Origin of the sequence: Pseudarthrobacter sp. R1, from assembly GCF_024494415.1 — a bacterium.
Classification (GTDB): Bacteria; Actinomycetota; Actinomycetes; order Actinomycetales; family Micrococcaceae; genus Arthrobacter.
The window spans coordinates 505538-524620 of sequence record NZ_JAMKFI010000008.1 but is presented as its reverse complement, the minus strand read 5'-3'; the positions used below and the strand labels follow the sequence as shown (position 1 = coordinate 524620).

The 19083-nt window shown below is 61.0% G+C and carries 13 protein-coding genes and 1 pseudogene; 8 read left to right on the top strand and 6 right to left on the bottom strand.

Going from position 1 to position 19083, the window contains the following annotated elements:
- The first annotated feature begins 46 nt into the window (after nucleotides 1-46).
- From M8J71_RS13295 to M8J71_RS13275, 5 genes are all read left to right on the top strand, one after another.
- Nucleotides 47-2458, top strand: a complete 2412-nt coding sequence (locus M8J71_RS13295) for a glycoside hydrolase family 2 TIM barrel-domain containing protein (RefSeq protein WP_256248334.1) — start codon at nucleotides 47-49, stop codon at nucleotides 2456-2458.
- Nucleotides 2459-3428: 970 nt separating this feature from the next.
- Nucleotides 3429-4955 (top strand): ABC transporter substrate-binding protein, encoded by a 1527-nt coding sequence (locus tag M8J71_RS13290; protein WP_256248333.1) that lies wholly within the window; start codon nucleotides 3429-3431, stop codon nucleotides 4953-4955.
- 60 nt (nucleotides 4956-5015) lie between these two features.
- A complete protein-coding gene (locus M8J71_RS13285) occupies nucleotides 5016-5957 on the top strand; it encodes an ABC transporter permease (RefSeq protein ID WP_256248332.1) in 942 nt (313 codons plus the stop codon).
- Nucleotides 5954-7753 carry a dipeptide/oligopeptide/nickel ABC transporter permease/ATP-binding protein gene (locus tag M8J71_RS13280; protein WP_256248331.1) on the top strand — a complete coding sequence of 600 codons (1800 nt, stop codon included), beginning with the start codon at nucleotides 5954-5956 and terminating at the stop codon, nucleotides 7751-7753. Before M8J71_RS13285 ends, M8J71_RS13280 begins: the two co-directional genes overlap by 4 nt.
- Nucleotides 7750-8580 (top strand): ATP-binding cassette domain-containing protein, encoded by an 831-nt coding sequence (locus M8J71_RS13275; protein WP_256248330.1) that lies wholly within the window; start codon nucleotides 7750-7752, stop codon nucleotides 8578-8580. The genes M8J71_RS13280 and M8J71_RS13275 overlap by 4 nt, the downstream gene beginning before the upstream one ends.
- 840 nt (nucleotides 8581-9420) lie before the next feature.
- Here M8J71_RS13275 and M8J71_RS13265 read toward each other — a convergent pair.
- The 3 genes from M8J71_RS13265 to M8J71_RS13255 all read right to left on the bottom strand — a co-directional run bounded on the left by M8J71_RS13265 (nucleotide 9421) and on the right by M8J71_RS13255 (nucleotide 13032).
- Nucleotides 9421-10443, bottom strand: coding sequence for a LacI family DNA-binding transcriptional regulator (locus M8J71_RS13265; RefSeq protein WP_256248992.1), 1023 nt, complete (start codon nucleotides 10441-10443; stop codon nucleotides 9421-9423).
- 126 nt (nucleotides 10444-10569) lie between these two features.
- On the bottom strand, nucleotides 10570-11592 hold the full coding sequence (locus M8J71_RS13260) for a LacI family DNA-binding transcriptional regulator (RefSeq protein WP_256248329.1): 1023 nt from the start codon (nucleotides 11590-11592) through the stop codon (nucleotides 10570-10572).
- A gap of 630 nt (nucleotides 11593-12222) precedes the next feature.
- The gene (locus tag M8J71_RS13255; RefSeq protein WP_256248328.1) at nucleotides 12223-13032 is read right to left on the bottom strand and encodes an SDR family NAD(P)-dependent oxidoreductase; all 810 of its coding nucleotides are present in this window, start codon (nucleotides 13030-13032) and stop codon (nucleotides 12223-12225) included.
- 513 nt (nucleotides 13033-13545) lie between these two features.
- Between M8J71_RS13255 and M8J71_RS13250 the strand changes: the two genes are divergently transcribed.
- The 3 genes from M8J71_RS13250 (at nucleotide 13546) to M8J71_RS13240 (ending at nucleotide 16168) form a co-directional block, all read left to right on the top strand.
- A complete protein-coding gene (locus M8J71_RS13250) occupies nucleotides 13546-14568 on the top strand; it encodes a Gfo/Idh/MocA family protein (protein WP_256248327.1) in 1023 nt (340 codons plus the stop codon).
- A gap of 23 nt (nucleotides 14569-14591) precedes the next feature.
- On the top strand, nucleotides 14592-15395 hold the full coding sequence (locus tag M8J71_RS13245) for an SDR family NAD(P)-dependent oxidoreductase (RefSeq protein ID WP_256248326.1): 804 nt from the start codon (nucleotides 14592-14594) through the stop codon (nucleotides 15393-15395).
- Nucleotides 15396-15460: 65 nt separating this feature from the next.
- Nucleotides 15461-16168: a GDSL-type esterase/lipase family protein gene (locus M8J71_RS13240; protein ID WP_256248325.1), complete on the top strand. Its 708-nt coding sequence runs from the start codon at nucleotides 15461-15463 to the stop codon at nucleotides 16166-16168.
- A gap of 117 nt (nucleotides 16169-16285) precedes the next feature.
- On the opposite strand, the gene M8J71_RS13235 is transcribed toward M8J71_RS13240, so the two are convergent.
- The 3 genes and pseudogenes from M8J71_RS13235 to M8J71_RS13225 form a co-directional block, all read right to left on the bottom strand.
- Nucleotides 16286-17182, bottom strand: a complete 897-nt coding sequence (locus tag M8J71_RS13235) for an aldose 1-epimerase family protein (RefSeq protein WP_256248324.1) — start codon at nucleotides 17180-17182, stop codon at nucleotides 16286-16288.
- Nucleotides 17183-17202: 20 nt separating this feature from the next.
- Entirely contained in the window at nucleotides 17203-18621 is a 1419-nt protein-coding gene (xylB, locus tag M8J71_RS13230) for a xylulokinase (protein ID WP_256248323.1), read from the bottom strand.
- A gap of 86 nt (nucleotides 18622-18707) precedes the next feature.
- A pseudogene (locus M8J71_RS13225) lies at nucleotides 18708-19083 on the bottom strand (xylose isomerase); the annotation flags it as partial.

The window sequence follows — 19083 nt, the reverse complement described above, 5'->3', positions numbered from 1 at the left end:
CGTCATCGTCAACGACCGACGAAACATCTATTGTAAGGAAAAGAGCATGCAGAAAACATCCTTCAATCAGGGCTGGGGCGTGCGTCCCCGGACCAGCCCCTTCCTGGAGATCATGGGCCAGGCCCAGGCGCCGATCCCGGTGACGCTTCCCCATGACTGGCTGATCTCCCAGCCCCGCTCCGCAGACAACCTCCCGGGCGGGCTTACCGGTTTCTACGGCGAGGACGTCATCGAGTACGTTAAGACTTTCGCCGCGCCTGAGGGCTACCGGGAGGGCCGGGTTGAGATCCAGTTTGACGGCGTTTACCGGGGGGCGATGATCTACGTCAATGACGCGTTCGTTGGCCAGCGCCCCTACGGGTACATCCCGTTTTCCGTCCGGATCGACCCCTACCTGAAAGACGGCGACAACGAGATCCGGGTCGAGTGCCGCAACCACTTTGACGCCCGCTGGTATTCAGGCCTGGGCATCTACCGCGACACCCACCTGCTGGTCGGCGCCCCTCTCCATGTGGCCAGGAACGGTGTAAAGATCCGCACCATCAGCGCCACCGCCGAAACGGCTGTGGTTGGGGTTATCACTGAGCTCCAAAACGATTCCACGGAACTGCGCACGCTCAACGTCGTGACTGAAATGGTAAACCAGGCCGGCACGGTCGTCGCAGCGGAGTCAGCCTTCCTTGCGGTACGACCGCTTGAGTCTGCGCTGCTGCGCCAGCAGTTCACGATCGACAACCCCGCGCGCTGGAGCGTTGACTCACCATCGCTGTACACCTGCCGGACGCGTCTGGAACCCAGTAACAGCACGGGCGAGACAGTGGAGTCCACCTTTGGCATTAGAACCCTCGAATGGGACGTGCGCCATGGCATGCGGATCAACGGTGAAACCGTCAAGCTCCGCGGCGGGTGCATCCACCACGACAACGGCCTGATCGGGGCTGCAACGATCGCCCGGGCAGAGGAACGCCGGGTCGAACTCCTCAAGGAGGCCGGGTACAACGCCATCCGGTCCGCGCACAATCCCATCAGCGCAGCGATGCTCGACGCCTGCGACCGCCTTGGCATGCTGGTGCTCGATGAATTCACCGACGGATGGACCTCATCCGGAGTCGGTTTCGGCTACGGCGTCGACATGAACGAATGGTGGCGGCGCGACCTCACCGAGATGCTCCAGCGGGACTACAACCACCCGAGCGTCATCATGTACTCAATCGGCAATGAGGTTTCCGATACCGGCAACACCTGGGGCGCCATCCACGGGCGGGACATGATCGACTTCATCAAAACCATCGATGACACCCGCCCAGTAACCAACGCCGTCAACCCCATGATGACCGTCCTCCACGACCTCAAGGCCCAGGTTGGCAAACAGGCTGACGCCGGAGGGGTCAACTCCTTCATGCGGGACCTTGGGGAGTTGACCAAGGACCTGGTCGCATCGGACCTCGCGACCGAGCGACTCGAAGAAGCGATGTCCCAGGTCGACATCCCCGGATACAACTATGCCTACGGCCGTTACGAACTGGACATGAAACGCCACCCACAGCGGCTGCTGATCGGCACAGAGGGCCTGCCAAACAAGCTCGACGAGGTATGGGAGTACGTCGAACGCCACCCGCAGGTTATCGGGGAATTCAGCTGGACCGCCTGGGAATACATCGGCGAAGCCGGCCTTGGCGCGGACAAACCCGCCGAAGAAGCCTTCTTTGGAAACTACCCCTGGCGGCTATCGATGACCGCCGACCACGGCGTGACCGGCCAGCGCCGCACGCTCTCCTACTGGCGCGAAATTGTCTGGGGGCTGCGGACCACCCCGTACATCGCGGTGCACCGCCCCGACATCACGGATAAGGAAAGCCTCAAGCCCTCCCTCTACACCTGGAGTGACAGCGTCAGCAACTGGACCTGGACCGGCTATGAGGGCACACCTATGACCATTGAGGTGTACTCGGACGCCGAGGAAATCGAATTGCTCCTCAATGGCAAGACGGTAGGCAGAGCCCCAGCCGGAAAGAGCAACCGGTTCATGGCCGTTTTCGAAACGGAGTACCAGCCCGGACACCTCGTCGCTGTCGCCTATAAAGATGGTAAGGAGACGGCCCGGGACGAACTGCAGTCAGCCGGATCGGACGTTGCGCTGACAGTCACTCCCGACAGGACCGAAATCCGCGCCGACGATAATGACCTGGCCTTCGTCAACATCAGCATCGCCGACAAGGCAGGAACAGTCCACGTCCTCCAGAATGCCGCAGTGACCGTGAAAGTGAGCGGAAACGGCGTTCTCCAGGGCCTCGGCAGTGCTGATCCGAAGTCCGAAGATGACTACGCCGGGTCTACCTGCACAACCTTCCTGGGACAAGCGCTTGCCGTCATCCGCCCCACCGGCTCCGGCGAAATCAGGATCTGCATCGAATCCGACAAGTTCTCCGCCATCGAAACCGTCATCAAGGCCATCTAGCCGTAAACCCGCGACTAAGGGGATTTGTACGGTCTCCCGGTGGGCCTGATCCGCATGTAGGGCATACAGACGCGGGGCCTGGGACCGGAGCACATCGCACCGGGCCCTGCCAGTCGTCTAAGTGTAGAAGCAGCCGTCCCTAATGGTCGGCAGGCGCCCGCGACGACGACCTGATCGTGCGTTTGCGGATGAGTCTAAAGCCACGGCCCGGAGAAAGGATCTGGCATGAAGCGTGGGGCGCTGCAAGGTGAGACCAGGAACGTGATACCTCCGCCAGTAGCTCCGGCGTAGCGGTACGGCTTCAACGTTTTCCTCCCCAGGATTTTCAGCTCATCGTCCGGGATGCCTCCTCGCTGACGCGCTCGGAGTAAAGCCCGGGCACTCTGCTTTGCATCGGATATCCTGCCGACCGTCTTGGGTTGCGGTGTAGACGGTGAGGGCGTTGATCGCCGCCTTGCAGGCGCCTGTGCCAACTGTGCTATGTCGCCACCGAGAGCCGAAACGGAGGAGGCGTCCGCTATCGCGGCATCTCCGTCCCACATTATTTTGAGGGCGCGCGGAGAGGTCAAGAGCAATGCCTCGGACGTTGATGTCGAAAAAGACGTCGGTCTGAACGAAACCAGGGTAGCGTCCCTCCTCAGCGCCGGCAGCGGCGTTGTTATGCACGAAGTGGACGGTACCGTAGGCGGCCAACGCATGGCTCTGGGGTCGCTGAGGTCCAGCCAAGTTGCTGTTGCTGCGCCTCCGGCCGCGTTGATCCCTTCTGCCAATGCAGGGAGCTGCGACCGCTGTTGGCTGCAATATAGCACCAGAGCGGATAACCGCTAGCGAAAGATTCAGTGAAAAATCGCACATCTATTGCTAGGTAACACGTGAAAGCATATGCTCTTGCTCACGTGAAGTAACACGTGTCATCAAACAGCTATTGACGCGGACCACGTTCTAATCCAACCCGATAAGGGAGTTCCATATGAGAATCGCTTTAGCGATGAAGACGGCGGCCATCGCCGTCATGGCGAGTCTGGCAATTTCAGCCTGCACCGCCGGCAACGGCCATGACAGCGGCAACAAGGATAAAGAGGACACACTCCACCTTGCGCTCAACACACCCCCCACCAGTTTTGCCATCGGCGAATGGGCCGGTGGGGAGCAGTACTTGGCCACCGCTGTCTATGACACGATCGTCACTCTGGCCCCCACGGTCGACAAGTTCCAGCCCGGAATTGCAGAGGCATGGGAGTACAACACCGACCGCACACGGCTGACCCTTAACATCCGGAAGGGGATGACTTTCACGGACGGGGCTCCGGTTGACGCTGCGGCCGTCGTTGCATCACTCGAGGCGGCGCGCAAGGGGCCGGCCAGCTCACAAAGCCTCGCCAGCGTCTCAGCTGTGGAGGCCACAGACGAATCGACCGTTCTGGTCGAATTGTCCCGCCCCGATGGCGCTCTGCTCTATAACCTGTCCACCTCTGTCGGCAGTGTTGGGTCACCTAAAGTCCTCACGGCCGAGAGTTCAAAGTTAGAACCCGTCGGCTCCGGGCCATACGTTTTGGACAAGGAAGCGACCAAGGTCGGCGATATCTACGTCCTCGTCCGTAACGAGGACCATTGGAACGCCGAGGCGTATCCCTTCGAGCGTGTGGAGGCAAAGCTTTTGCAAGACTCGGCTGCGGCACGAAATGCGTTTCGCGCCGGTCAGGTTGACGTGTACGGCGAAAAGAAGGAGGCGCTCAAGCAGTACGCCGCTAGCCAGTTCAACCAAGGAGAGGCACCTCCAGGCAATATGGCCGCACTCTGGCTCGTCGACAGGGAAGGAAAGGTTGTTCCTGCCCTGGCCGATCAGCGCGTGAGGCTTGCAATCAATATGGCATTTGACCGTGAATCAATAGCCAAGAATCTCGTAGAAACCGGCGACGGCGCGACTAACCAGGTGTTTAGCCCGATTTCGGAAACTTTCGACAAGGAATTGCTCGACAAGACCCCATACGACGTTAAACGCGCCCGTGAGCTGATGGCTGAGGCCGGCTACGCCGACGGCTTCAACGTAACGATGCCGAGCAACTTCGCCACCACGACGTACGAGCCGATCGTTAGCCAGGCGCTGTCGGAAATTGGTATCACCGTGAATTGGGAACCAGTGCCTTTCCAAGATTTCTTCGCGAAGGTATTTGGCGGAAGCTACGGAATGTTCTTCATGTTCAGCCCCATTTCCGGAATTGATGCGAAGGACGCAGACGCCGCTCTGAACGGCGCCTTTAACCCCTTCCAGTCAACAACTCCGAAGCTGCAGGAACTTATCGCGGCGGCCAACGCTGCCCCTGAAGATAAGCAGACCGAGGCGTACCGGGCGATCAACGAGTACTTCGTGGATCAGGCCTGGTTTGCGCCGCTCAGCTCCCCGAGCGGATTCTGGGTCTCCTCCAAAGACCTCAAAACGGTGCCTCTGCAGGGCGTTCCATCAATCAACCTGCTTGGCTACGAACCGGCCGGGTAGGACGACCGACACCGCGGGTGCGGGGGTCTTAAAGCCCCCGCACCCGAAGAAAGCAGCAACATGATTACCTATCTCCTGAGGCGGCTAGGCGCCGGTCTCGTCCTAATCTTCGTCGTCACGGCAGTGACATTCTTCTTGACCTACGGTGCAGACATCCCAGTTGCGCGGAACATCCTCGGCCCGAATGCTTCCGCCGAGCAGGTCCTGGCGCTCGAAAAACAGCTTGGCCTCGACCAACCAATCCTTGATCAATACTTCGGCTGGCTCGCCGGTGTCATTCAAGGAGACCTCGGAAACTCCTACTTCAGCAACCAACCCGTAGCTGAGGCGCTTGCAGCCAGGCTCCCGGTGACCCTGTCCGTTGTCGTCGTCGCGGCGACTCTCACCATCACCCTGAGCGTTGTGCTTGGAGTCATGTCCGCTGCCCGTGGCGGTGTCATTGATGCCTTGCTGCAAAGCATCTCTACCATCGCGTACGTCTTCCCGGGAATCGTCCTTGGGGTGGCCCTGGTGTACGTTTTTGCGATCAACCTGCAATGGGTGCCCGCGATCGGTTTAGTGCCCTTCGCCGAGTCTCCCGCAGGATGGTTCAATTCCGTCATATTGCCGGCAATTGTGCTCGCCATCGGCGGCGTAGCAGCCCTCGCTTCACAGATTCGAGGATCCCTGGTGGACGAACTTGAACGGGACTATGTAAAGACACTCCGCAGCCGCGGAGTCTCTGAGGGCTCCATCCTGCTCAAACACGCCTTACGAAACGCAGCGGGGGCCGGACTCACCACCTTTTCCCTGCAGTTCATCACCATGTTCGGCGCTGCCTTGTTCATCGAAAAGATCTTCGCCCTCGGCGGATACGGCACCTACGCCTACCTTTCGGCTGTCCAAGGCGACCTCCCCGCCATGCTCGGCGTCTCCCTGTTCGGCGTCGGCCTGGTCGTCGTCGTCAACATGCTCGTCGATGTCGCGTATGGCTGGCTCAATCCCAAGGCAAGGACATCATGACGGCAACAAACATCGAAGAAATCGTCTCGGCGGACGCCAAGACCCTTAGTCGGAAAGGAGTTTTTGTCAGGCTACTGCGCAAGCCCCTGGGATTGTTGTCACTCTTGGTGCTGCTGACGCTCATCACCCTAGGACTCCTGGAGCCGGTCCTTGCCACACACTCACCGACGTTTTCAGCGCTAGAGTACGTCAATGCCCCACCCGGCACACCGGGATGGCCATTGGGAGGAGACAAGAACGGACGGGACATCTGGGCCCGGGTGCTCGCCTCGATTAACGTATCGCTCATTTCCGCGCTCATCGGCGCAGGCGTCGGAGTGGTTTTGGGAACCGTGTTTGGCCTCATCGCCGGCTACGCGGGACAACGGATAGACGCTGTCATGTCATGGATCTTCAACCTGCTCATGACATTTCCGGCGTTGGTGCTGGTCATCGTCCTCCAACCTGTCACCGGCGGTACCTATCAAACGATGATGGCGCTCTTCGGTGTCTTCCTCGCCCCCGGCATCTTCCGACTCGTCCGCAACCTTGTGGTCGGCGTCCGCAGCGAACTGTATGTCGACGCAGCCAGAGTCTCCGGGCTGTCGAATATGCGGATCCTCGCCCGCCACGTGTTCTACGCCGTACGAGGGCCAGTAATCATCTCGGCAGCCTTTCTCGCCAGCGCGGCAATCGGAGTCCAGGCGGGCCTCGCCTTCCTAGGCTTCGGCCAAAGCACCCTGCCCAGCTTCGGAACGATGACCGGCGACGCCTTCGTTAACATCTACACCGAACCCGTACAGCTCTTGTGGTCAGCCGGCTTCCTTGCCCTGCTGAACGGCTCCCTCGTGCTGCTGGGCAATGCCTACCGCGATGCACTGGCCGCACCCCAAGCAGGGAACAGGGCTGGCCGACGCAAAAAGGTTAACCACCACCACCCCCGCACAGAAAACTCGAATAGTAGCGCCGCCGCCGCCATTTGCGGGCTCCTCACCGTGCGCAACCTGTGGGTGCGATACCCACAGGTGGATGGTTCACAGAAAGACGTCGTCCGAGGTATCTCACTCGATGTGGCCCCCGGCGAAATCGTCGGGCTGGTCGGTGAGTCTGGATCCGGTAAGTCCCAGACCGCGTTCTCGATCCTCGGACTGCTCCCGCGGCAAGCCGTGGTCACCGCTGACGTCCTTGCCCTGGCGGGGGAGCCCCTGCTGACCAAAGACAATCATGCACTGCGGCGGCTTCGAGGCGGGGTCGTGGCCTATATTCCCCAAGAGCCCATGTCGAACCTAGACCCGTCCTTCACAGTCGGCAGCCAGCTTGTGGAAGGCCTCACTTCCGCAATGACCCGGCGCGAGGCCAAGGATACGGTGCTGAAATTGCTCGCCCGGGTAGGGATCACCGACCCCGTCCGCACATTCAACTCCTACCCTCATCAAATTTCCGGCGGGATGGCTCAGCGCGTGTTGATCGCGGGCTCCGTGGCATTGCGCCCCAAGCTGCTGATAGCCGACGAGCCCACAACCGCGCTGGATGTTACCGTCCAGGCGGAGATTCTCGACTTGCTTCGCGACCTACAGCGAGAGTACGGCATGGGAGTACTCCTCGTAACGCACAACTTCGGTGTCGTCGCCGACCTCTGTGATCGTGTCCTGGTGATGCGCTCGGGAGAACTGGTCGAGTCCGGAACCGTGCGGTCCATCTTCCATAACCCGCAGCACCCCTACACTCAGGAGCTCATCGGATCGATCCTCGACGAGGACGTCCTTCGCGAGGATTTCCCCTCCGCTGCCCTGGCGACCTCGAAGGAGTTTTCATGACCGCACTTCTCACCGTGTCCGATCTGCGGCTCCGCTATCCAGGGCGGGGTTTGCGTGCCAAGTCCGCCGAAGTGCTAAGGGGAGTATCGCTGGTCATTGCTCCTGGGGAGACTTTGGGGCTCGTGGGTGAATCCGGTTCGGGCAAGACCACGCTCGGGCGGGCAGTGCTCGGCCTGGCTGCACCCACCGGCGGTTCAATCAGTTTTGGCGGGAAGGACATCACACACCTTAATCATCGGGAGAGACGACCACTAGCACGAGACATCCAGGTTGTGTTCCAGGATCCCTACACCTCGCTTAACCCCGCCCTGCAGATTGCGGACATCCTTTCTGAACCCCTCATTGCGCAAGGCACTGATGCGAAGCATGCACGGGCGTCGGTGAGCGCACTCCTGGACAGGGTGGGTCTACCTGCCGGGGCAGCGGAACGATACCCCCGCGAGTTCAGCGGGGGGCAGCGCCAGCGTGTCGCTATCGCACGAGCACTTGCGCTGAGGCCGAAACTAATTGTGTGCGATGAGCCGGTTTCCGCGCTAGACCTAACGACGCAGGCGCGGGTACTCGATCTGTTCATGGAACTGCAGCGGGAGACCGGTGTCGCGTACCTCTTCATCACTCACGATTTGTCGGTGGTAAGGCATATCAGTCACCGAGTCGCAGTAATGTACCAAGGGGAACTGGTTGAGACCGGTTCAGTGCGTAATGTGACGAACACGCCCCAGAACGAGTACACGCGCCGGCTGCTGTTGGCGGCGCCAACGGCGGACCCTGACAGGCAGGCGAAGCGCCGTGAAGCGCGCCGACAGCTACTCATCGCTCCTGCTTAGGTCTTGGCCCTAGGGTGTGTCTCCCTATTGGCGACTCCAACTCGGTAGGTGATAGCTAGTTGATCATAGCGCGTTGCGATCGCTCATCATTGGTTGAAGAGGTTGAAGGACCGTTCGACACGGCCCACTGCTGCCGCCCTTTGTAGGCCTGGGAGTCAAAGTTGATGGGCCGGCCGCCGCGAGATCCGCGGCGTTTTGATGCGTCGGGTCCGCAGGAAAGCCCGGTTCGCTCGGGACGAGTACGCCTGATCGCCCATTACGGCGTCCCGGCGCGTCCTGAGCGGCCCGCGCCTCCCAACCGAGACATCTTAAAGGCCTCCACTAGAACGGCAACATCGGTGAGTCCCCGCCCTGACCGGGCCCATTGCCAGAGGTATGCCTCTCCCGTCACAGGCATGATGGATCTTGGTATTCAGGCCTCCACGGGAACGCCCAATGGCGTGGTCCGGCGGTTCTTCGAACAGTTTCTTGTAATTCGGGAGTTCCCCCTGTGGCCCGGGGAAGGTTTGTCCTGTGTTGATGGTCGAATCTACGGAAACGGTTCAATCAACCTGCCCGGCAGCATCGGATTCAGCCAAGTTCCGGCTGAAAATCCGGTCCCAAGTTCCGTCAGCGGCGAAACGGCGATGCCGCTTCCAGGCGGTCTGCCAGGGCTTGAATTGCACGGGCGGGTCCCATCAGGCAATCCCACATCGGTATCGGTAGATATCCTTCACGACCTGGCGGCGGCCCCGGAACGGCCACTCCCTTCCCATTAAGAGACACGCCCTAGTTCACTTCCTCGGCGGTGATGAGCCGCAAGGATGGGCTGTCCTAGAAGGAATACGCAGCGGGGGTCTGTCAACAGGACTCTCCGGGCACAAGGGTAACCAGCTCATTCCACTCAAACACTCCGACGCGAAGAGCAATCCGACCGGGGGAGGTCCGCCCTCCACCTGGCCGGATCGCATCCCGCAGATTCCTTTCGAAAACAGCCCTCATCGGTAACGTCTTGAGGCCGATCGTGGCGAGACGTGGTGAGAAAAACTGACCTGCCTGTGTAAGTTCTAGACCGATCACTCCCACCTCGTCAGGCACGCTGAGGCCAAGGTATCTCGTGGCAGTCAGCACGGCTATCGCCACTTCATCGTTGTAGCAGGCCACGCCGATGGGCCCGCTAATATCTTGAAGGACAGGCGCCAACGCTTCGATTGCCGCGTCAAGCTGCAGCGGAATCTCTACTGCATCAGGGACCGCTCCGCCCGCTGCCGCGACGGCCTCCTTCACACCCTTCGCTCTCGCGGCTGCATAAGGAGCAACGCGGGGGTCTGCGAGTCCGGCATATATCAGCCGTCGCTGTGGTACTTTCAGAAGTTCCGCTGCCTGCATGCGCCCCAGCATCTCGTCAAACCTACTTGATCCTGCCACGCCCTCGGCGCCGCGGGGCATGACCTGAGTCCCGGCTGCCTCGAGTTCGGCCACTGCTGCTGCGTTCAGAACACCAAAGTTGAATACTGCCCTCGGACGCAAGTCAAGGATGGTCGTGATGGTTGCCGTTAGATCGCTTTCGCCATAACGCACGAGGGCGTTGAGCCCGAAGGCTTCGGCCGCCGCAGAAAAATTTTCCACCATCTCTTGGACGCTCCGCCCAAACGTAATGGTTGGCACCACCAGAACCACCAAGTCACTAACACCGGAAACAAGGGCCCTTGCTGCCCTGGACGGGCGGTAATTCAGTCGGCACGCGGCGGCAGTCACACGGGTGCGCGTTTCCTCAGGAAATCGTGAGCCATTGCCGTTAAGAATTTGGCTGACCGTGGAACGAGACACGCCCGCCAGCCTTGCAACGTCCAAACTGGTCGGCCGAGGTTCAGCGTGCTCCATCTTCAAGCTCTCCCCTCGGGTCATGAAGCATTCCGCCTCCCTACACAAGGCATGCCGCACCCTTAGTATCACGTGATACGGATGCGAGCAACCACTCGGAACCGCCGTCCTAACGTCCGTGCACCATCAACAGGATTCACCCTCGATGACAGTGATGCTTTCTTCCTCCTGACCTTGTGCCGGAGAGTCCTTTCGGCCTGCACGTGCTATCCGTCCTCTTGGCCCCAAGAGCCGGTTAAGTTCGGCTGAAAATCTGGCTTCGAGGGCGGCAGTATTGATCGCAATCGTGGTCAGGCGCGGCTGGATGAGCTGCCCGATGTCGATTCCATCCACACCTACGACCCCCACCCGCTCTGGAACCTTCAAGCCCAAGCTCCTCGCCACAGCGAGCACAGCGATGGCGACCTCGTCGTCGTAGCATGCGATGCCGAGGGGGCCATCTGCTTGACTCAGGGTGGGACCGAGCACGCTGATGGCTCCTTCCAGGTCCGAAGGAACCGCTATCACCCGCGGCTGATCAGCACCTACGTCCGCGGCCCCTTCAGCCAGACCTCCCGCACGGAGCCGTGCGTAGGGCCCAACTCGGGGGTCGGCAGGGGCAGCATACAGCAGTCGGCGTTCGGGCACGCGCAAGAGTATCTTGCATTGAACGCGTCCCAACATGCGGTCGTACCGACTCGACGGGTCCGGCCTGTCGGCGCCTTCCGGTAGGACCTGCACTCCCGCCGCTCGAAGCTCCCCCACTGCATCGGCATCGAAAACGCTGAAGTGATAGACCGCTGCTGGGCGAAGGTCAAGGATGGTCGTAAGGGTGGCTCTGACGTCACTGCCGGCATAGCGTACGAGGGCGTTCAGCCCGTGCGCTTCCACCTCGGCAGAGTAACGTTCGACGATCTCTTGGAAGCGCCGCCCGATGTTGAAATTCGGCAAAACGATGACAACGAGATCACTGACGCCAGAGACCAATGCTCTACCGGCCCTTGAGGGCCGGTAGTTGAGCTCTCGCGCAGCGGCGGACACCCTGTCCCGTGTCTCTTGGGGAAAGCGCGCATCGCGGCCGTTCAGAATCTGACTGACAGTGGTTCGCGAGAGGCCAGTAAGCCGGGCGACATCCCAACTCGTAGCCCTGGGAGCTCTTTCGACCTTCATTCCCGCAGTATCGCACGTCCGTTGGTCGAGTCCCATGTGGGGTGGATTCAGAGCGGTTCGTCGGGCGCTCTGACATCTGTCCGGAGACTCAAGCAGAAGGCCTCCCAGCTCCGGTGGCGGTCATTCTGAACAGGAAGCCTTGGAGGTGGCGGCTGCAGCACCCGACCTAGATTCATCGGTTTTTGCCCGTTCCCGGCTGCAGGCGAGCAAAAGAAGTCTCCTCACCAGACGTGTCTGATGGTCAACACGGCGGGCCCGGAAACAAGCACAACAACGACGGGACGGGGCCAAACCGGGATGGGTCGCCACACCCTTGTCTCAGCTTCTATCCCAAGGCTGAAAGCTCAGTAACGTCCAGCCGCCACGGTGTTAGGCATCATATCGATACCAGCCCGCAGAACGACGACGGGCTTCATAAGCGAAACCATGTTGAGTATCACCTGAGCCAACATTGAAGGCGGCGTCGGCGACAGGGCGCAACAAAAACCGGCGTCCATGATGAGGAAGGCACTTTCCAACGACAACCACCACCATGGGAGGACACGGAGAAGACGCTGCCGATGCCATGGCGAGTTGGAGGAGCAGTTTGGAGATCCACGCCCAGCGGTAATCGTTGGTGCTGGAGTTTTGCTAGCCGATCAGGACCTTCACGCGATCAGCGACTATCTCAATAGCCCGCGTAGGAGACAGCCTTCCGAGCCGGTCCACGCCGCGGGCATCTGTCCCTATCAGCACACGGACTGCTCCCGAAGCAATCGCGTTGACAATCTGGCCTCCCGCGTCCTGAGGTGAGGTCATTTTAGGCGCTTTCCCGTTGGGCGCTGCGATCTTCGAAGTATCCAAGGTGACTCCGGAGTTGCTGAGAATGTCTGTTCCCACACTACCGGGAAAGACGCAGGTCACTTTGATGTTCGTATCCCGCAGTTCGGCGTAGAGGGTCTCGGTAAATAGCTTCACGGCTGCTTTGCTGGCTCCATAAGCTCCTTGGCCCGGGGACGGTACGAGTCCGCCCATGCTAGAGACGTTGACGAGACTGGCGGCTGGGCGTTGGAGCAGCTCGGGGAGGAAAGCTTTGACCATGTACAGGGTGCCCCAGAAGTTCACCGACATCACCCGCTCAATCTCCTCAACGGAGAGCTCCTTAATAGGAACAAACCTGTGGATGACACCTGCGACGTTGACCAGCCCGTCAATCTGGCTGTGCTCCTCCAGAACTCGCGCCGGCAGTGCTTCTACCGCACCACGTTCCGTAATGTTCATAGCGTGCAGCGACAGTCCGCTCGTTGGTGCGCCAGCAAGAGAAGCAGTCTCTGCCAGGCCCTTAGGGCTGAGGTCCACGGCGGCTACATGCCCACCCCGCCTCAGCAGTTCGAGAGCGACTTCGCGTCCGATGCCGTTTCCAGCACCCGTGACGACGAAGACCTTATTCTCCAAGTTCATATTCTGCTTCCTTCTGATGATGCATTTAGGAAAGCTGTCTGACGCCGGTCGTACGCGTCTTGCTTACCGCTGGATCGCGCGTCGCGAAGGCCACGTCGCAGGTCATGGTGATGAAGACCCCCAATTTCGTCTAGATGTCTAGACCACGGCACTGCAGCCAATATTTCCCGTAATGGGAAAAACCTAACGGCGCACGTAGCGTTAGTCAACTCTTAGCCTGGTAGATCCATATCTGCAGGGCCGGAGACGTAGTAGTTGTAGCCGCAATAAGGAGTGTGGGTGGGGGTTGACGGAAAGAACCCGACCCCATAGAGTTTTTCCCGCATGGGAAAAACGGCAGCGTCTCCCGCGTCGCGTCGGACTGCCGGTCGTTACGTTGTCACGCGAACTCGGACAAACGCGTTCCTCACCCCTAGCGTAAGGGCGTCGAGACCAATCGGCCAGTGTCGCCTTGGCTTACCTGCACCCCAAAGATTCAATCGGGCCTTTACTCATAACCTCAAAGGAGTGGATATGGCAATAGAGTCAGATACCTCAAGGCAGACGTCGATCCGTGTCGGAGTCCTGGGTGCCGCCAATATCGTGAAGGAAGCACTCCTTCGCCCGAGTGCGCGGGTAGAAGGAATCGAAGTCGTTGCCATAGCAGCACGGGATCCTGAACGTGCAGCTCGATACGCGGCAAGACACGGAATAGGCAAGGTGCATGCGTCCTATTCATCTCTGCTTGACGATCGCGACATTGATGCCGTCTACATTCCTCTTCCATCCGCACTGCACGCCCAGTGGATGACAGCGGCGCTCGAGGCGGGGAAGCACATACTCTGTGAAAAGCCCTTTACCAGCAACGCTGCCGCAGCAGAGGAAGTGGCATCCGCTGCCGCAACCTCCTCCGTTGTCCTCATGGAGGCCTACCACTCGCACTACCACCCGCTGCGGCAGCGACTGCACGACATCATTGAGTCCGGCGAGTTAGGCGACATCTGGTCCGCGACGGCTATCGCTTGCGCCCCTATCCCGCCTGGAAAGGACATCCGGTGGAATTTCGAGTTAGGCGGCGGCGGTCTGCTTGACCTGGGCTATTACCCGCTTCGGCTCCTCCGCGACCTTTTCGGTGAGGTCACCGGTATGACGGCGACTGCCAAAACAAGAGGCGAAATCGACGCGTGCCTCGAGGCGCAGTTGACGCATGCCGGGGGAGTCCGGTCAACGTTGCTGTCCTCGATATGGTCCAGAAAGCTCCTGGCCTCCCGGCTTGAGGTTCAAGGGTCACAGGGCAGAATGCGCGTTGGCACGCCGACCCACCCCCAGCTGGGCGGCCGCATCCGCATCGACGGGATCCGGGGCTCGCGAGTGGAGCGGCCCGTCCGGCGCTCTACCTTCGACTACCAGTTGGAGGCTTTCCGCGACGCAATAAGGGGCGGGGCGGTGCAAACGGGCGCACGGGAAGCCGTCGCTCAGTTGCGGACCATCGATGCGCTGTACCAGGCAGCCGGCCTTTCCACGCGGCCGTCAAGCCCGGCCAGAGCCCACACGTAGCTTCGATGACTGCCTCTAGTTCCATGACGACACCGCGACAGAACAGCCTAGTCGGCGACCAGATCGGATTCGGCACGATCGCGGGTAAGGGCCAGTTCGCGGACAAGACGATTATCGTCACCGGCGCTGGAGCAGGCACCGGCCTGGCCACGGCCCTGCGGATAGGTGCCAAAGCGGGACGCGTCATCGCGGTGGACATCAACAAGGATCGACTCGACGACCTCCTGGCAGGAAACAAGGACATGGATCTTGTTCCGGTCCTTGGTGACATCGCCGATGATGCTACCGTAGCCGCCGTACTGGCCGCTGCGGGGGACCGCGTCGATGGGCTGGCAAATATCGTCGGCGCGGTGGACAACTTCGCTCCTGTCCACCTCATCGACGATGAGCTTTGGGAGCGGGTGTTCCGGGTGAACGTCACGGCCACCATGCGTCTTACGCGTGCCGTGATACCCCTGATGCTGGGTGCCGGGGCGGGCTCAGTTGTAAATGTTGCGTCCGAGACGGAGTTGAGCGGATGCTCCGCGGGAGCTGCGTACACGGCGTCAAAGTACGCGGTGCTTGGCCTCACCAAGAGCTCGGCCGCTACCTTCGGACCTCAGGGCCTGCGCTTCAACGCGGTAGCCCCGAGCCCGTCCCTGCCAGGCACAACCGGCACTCCACTACAAACCTCACCAGGGCGAGTCCGTCCACTGCTGCAGACGTCTCTTCCCATGGTTCCAACCTCTTTGCAGGTCGCCGAGTGCATCACTTTCCTTCTCAGTGACCACAGCTTCGCTATCAACGGCACTATTTCCGGGACCGATGGCGGCCGGAGTTTCCTCTAGGCCCCTCGCTATCCATAGATGTGCCCCACACCCGCAACCCAGACAGCTTCAAAGGAAATCAGACCTTGACCACGACACTCACCACAGGGCCCGCCGGCAGTATTTCTCACGACCTCACCTGGCGCCAAAGACTACGACGCCGGCTCGGTCGCGCCGTCGGGCAATTAGCGGCTCCACTCATCCGTCCGCAGCAAGAACACCGCCGTTCCCAGTTCAACGCGCTCGGGTGCCGGTCCGGGCGCATCGTCTTCCTGGGTGACAGCATCACCGAACAATGCCTTTGGAATGAATGGTTCCCTGAACTTCCCGTACTTAACCGTGGAATCGGCGGAGAGACCTCCAGCCAGGTCCTCGCACGCCTGGATTCAGCGATCAACGAACCACTCGCGGTATTCCTGCTCATCGGAACCAATGACCTCTCGGTCGGAATTCCGGAGGATGAGATCGTACAGAACGTGCGCAATACCTTGCGGGAAATTGGTCGCCGCGCAGAAAGCTGCCCGGTGTACGTGCAAAGCGTCATGCCCCGCACCGCGGCTTACCGGGACAGAATCAGCCGCCTGAACGAACGACTTGAACAGCTCTGCGAAACAGACTTCCCGTCAGCCCACTACATCGACCTATGGCCGGCACTGGCAACACCCGAAGGCACCCTTCGACCGGACTTCTCACTGGACAAGCTGCACCTGAACGCAGAAGGATACCGGTCCTGGGTCGAGCGGATCCGCCCACACGTTTTGATGCATGCGCAGCCAGCCGAACCCGGGTCCTGACCGTATCCCGCTGTTGCCTGCACTCGAAACAGGAACCCTCACCACGGTGAGGGCTCCTGTGCGCGGGCATTCCTGATTGATCCGGTCCGCCCTAAACGGCAGCCAAGCAAATCCCGGTTACAGAGCGTAGATGCTGCACCTGAGAAGGTGCTCCTCGCCCGGAAGCAACCGGACAAGGTCCTTTCCGCTATTGAAAGCATCGGGGGGACAGGTCATGGGTTCTACTGCCAGGCCCAGCCTGTTTGGCAGGGGCGGTTCGCGGTCAGCAGTGTGCAGCTGGAGCCAGGTGCAGCTCGTGTCCCAGGACATACCTACTCCCACACCAGTCGGGTCCATAAGCGTCAGCTCCGCAGTGCCGTTCCCGTCGACGCCCAGGCCGGTGAAGGCGTGGTCCATCTGCGTGTTTCCAATCGGTCGTGGCTGTTCGTAGTCGAATGGGTGCCCCATCAAGTCGCGTTCCCCGACTGGAAGTAGCCGGTCGGCGGTAACTTCCAGGAAGCGTTCCGCCTTGAACTGCAGGACCCATTCATCCAGTGGGGAAGGACCGGCCACGAGGTAGGGGTGCGGGCATGCGCCGTAGGGCGCGGGCGTCGCACCGGTATTCTTCGCCGTCAGTGTGATGTTCAGGCCCTCCTCGGTCAGTCGGTACTGGGCCGTCAGGTGAAGGGCAAAGGGGTATCCCTCCTGGGCTGGAACGGTGCACTTGAGGATGACAGATGAACTCTCGTGGACGTCCAGCTCCCATGTCCTCCCGAACACCAGACCATGCAGGGCGCTGCGGCGGTCGTGCTCGTTGATCGGCAGTTCAAGGAGTTCTCCGTCGAATGTGTAGTGTCCGTCCGGGATACGGTTGGGCCATGGCGCGGCGATGATGCCCCTGTAGTCCGGGTTTGGGTGGCCTGTCCTGGATGGAAGGACCAGATCCCGCCCCCTGTACTGCAGGCTACGGAGGTTTGCTCCTTCTGCGCTGACGACGGCCGTGTAGCTTCCGGCGCTGATCCTGTGCTCATTCAAGAAATCATTCAAGGTGTTCCCTATGCGTAAAGAGCGGCGTAGCGGCGGTACCTGGAGAGCACTCCGGAGTCATCTTTTACGGCGGGCCGTTCGGCTGCATTCAGCGGCCAGTTGGGAAAGCGACCCGAGAGCGCTCCGGCGGCCTGGCGTGCCGCCCCGTCGGCTACGTATTCTCCCGGTTGCGGCACGGTAATGTCGGTTCCCAGCAGCTGCACGGCAACCTCCTGCACGGCAGCCGATTGTGCGCCTCCTCCTACCAGGATGATGCGTTGGGCCCTGACGCCCTGAGCCTGAAGGGCTGCTAAACCGTCGGCCAGAGAGCACACCACGCCTTCGACGGCGGCACGGGCCATGTTCGCAGGGGTGTAGTTGGTGCGGGTGATTCCGTGCAGGGCGCCGGTGGCATCAGGCAGGTTAGGGGTCCGTTCCCCGTCGAAGTAGGGGACCAGGGTCAGGCCGCCCGCACCGGGGGCAGCGGAGAGGGCAAGCTCGTTGAATTCCTGCAGCGTAACTCCCAGCAGGGCAGCGGTGGCGTCGAAAACGCGGGTGGCGTTTAGTGTGCAGACCAGAGGCAGGTAGTGTCCGGTAGCATCGGCAAACCCGGCCACCAGCCCGGTGGGATCGGCAGCTGGCGTGTCAGATACGGCAAATACCGTGCCGGAGGTGCCCAGGGAGATCACCACATCGCCCAGGCCGGCACCGGCACCGAGCGCGGCCGCGGCGTTGTCTCCGGCTCCGGCGGCGAGAAGAAGGCCGTCGCGGGTTTTGCCTGCTGCTTCCAGCGGGTCAAGGACCTTGGGCAGGATCGGGACGTGGCCAAGGGAAGCCAACAGTACGCTGGGGAGATACTGACCCGCGGCCGTGGAGTAGTACCCGGTGCCTGACGCGTCTGACCGGTCCGTGACGAGCGCCTCAAGTCCTTGTGCGCCGCTTCCTGGCCCATAGCCTGCCAACCGCCAGGTTAGCCAGTCATGGGGGAGGCATACCGCTGCTGTTTTCGCCGCATTCTCCGGCTCGCTCTGAGCCAGCCAGTGCAGCTTCGTCAGGGTAAGGGACGCTACGGGGACTGTCCCGGTAGCGCCGGCCCAGTATCCCGCCCCTGCAACTGCGTCGCCTCCACCGGCGGCTTTGATCAACTCTGTTGCGGCACCGGCGCTGCGTGTGTCGTTCCAGAGGAGCGCACGCCGGATCACCTGGCCATCGACATCCAGGCAAACCATCCCGTGCTGCTGCCCCGCGACTGCCAGCGCGGCAACGTCGTCCAGGCCGCCAGCTTCTGCCACAGCTTCCTTGAGTGCATTCCACCAGTGATCGGGATGTACCTCGGTGCCTTCCGGATGGGCCGCCCGGCCTTGTCGGATAAGTGCCCCCGTCTCAGCGTCACGGATCACGACTTTGCAGGACTGGGTGGAGCTATCGATACCGGCGACTAATGGCATAAAAATGTCTTTTCTAAGATGCCGCCGCCATGACCAGGCCTGTGCAGGCTGCTCATGACGGCGGCGGGTGTGCAGTGTGGCTCGGGTCAGCGCGCGTTGAGGAGGTGTTCGATGGCGAGCTGGTTGAGGCGGACGAAGGCGAAGGAGCGTTCGGCTGCTTTGTCGGCGTCGAAGTCTTCGAACGCGGTGGTGTCGTTGAGCAGGTCGGTGGCGGTTTCGCCGGCGGTGAGGGTGGTTTCGCCGAGTTCGAAGACGCCGGAGGCGGCGAGGGCTTCCTGGACCTGGGGGTCGGCACGGAAGGCCAGGGCGCGTTCCTTCAGGAGCAGGTACATGTTCATGTTGGCTTTGGCGGATTCCCAGACGCCGTCGTAGCCGTCGGTGCGGGAGGGCTTGTAGTCGAAGTGCCGCGGGCCCTCGTAGCGGGGGCCGCCGTTGGGGAAGCCGTTTTCGAGCAGGTCCACG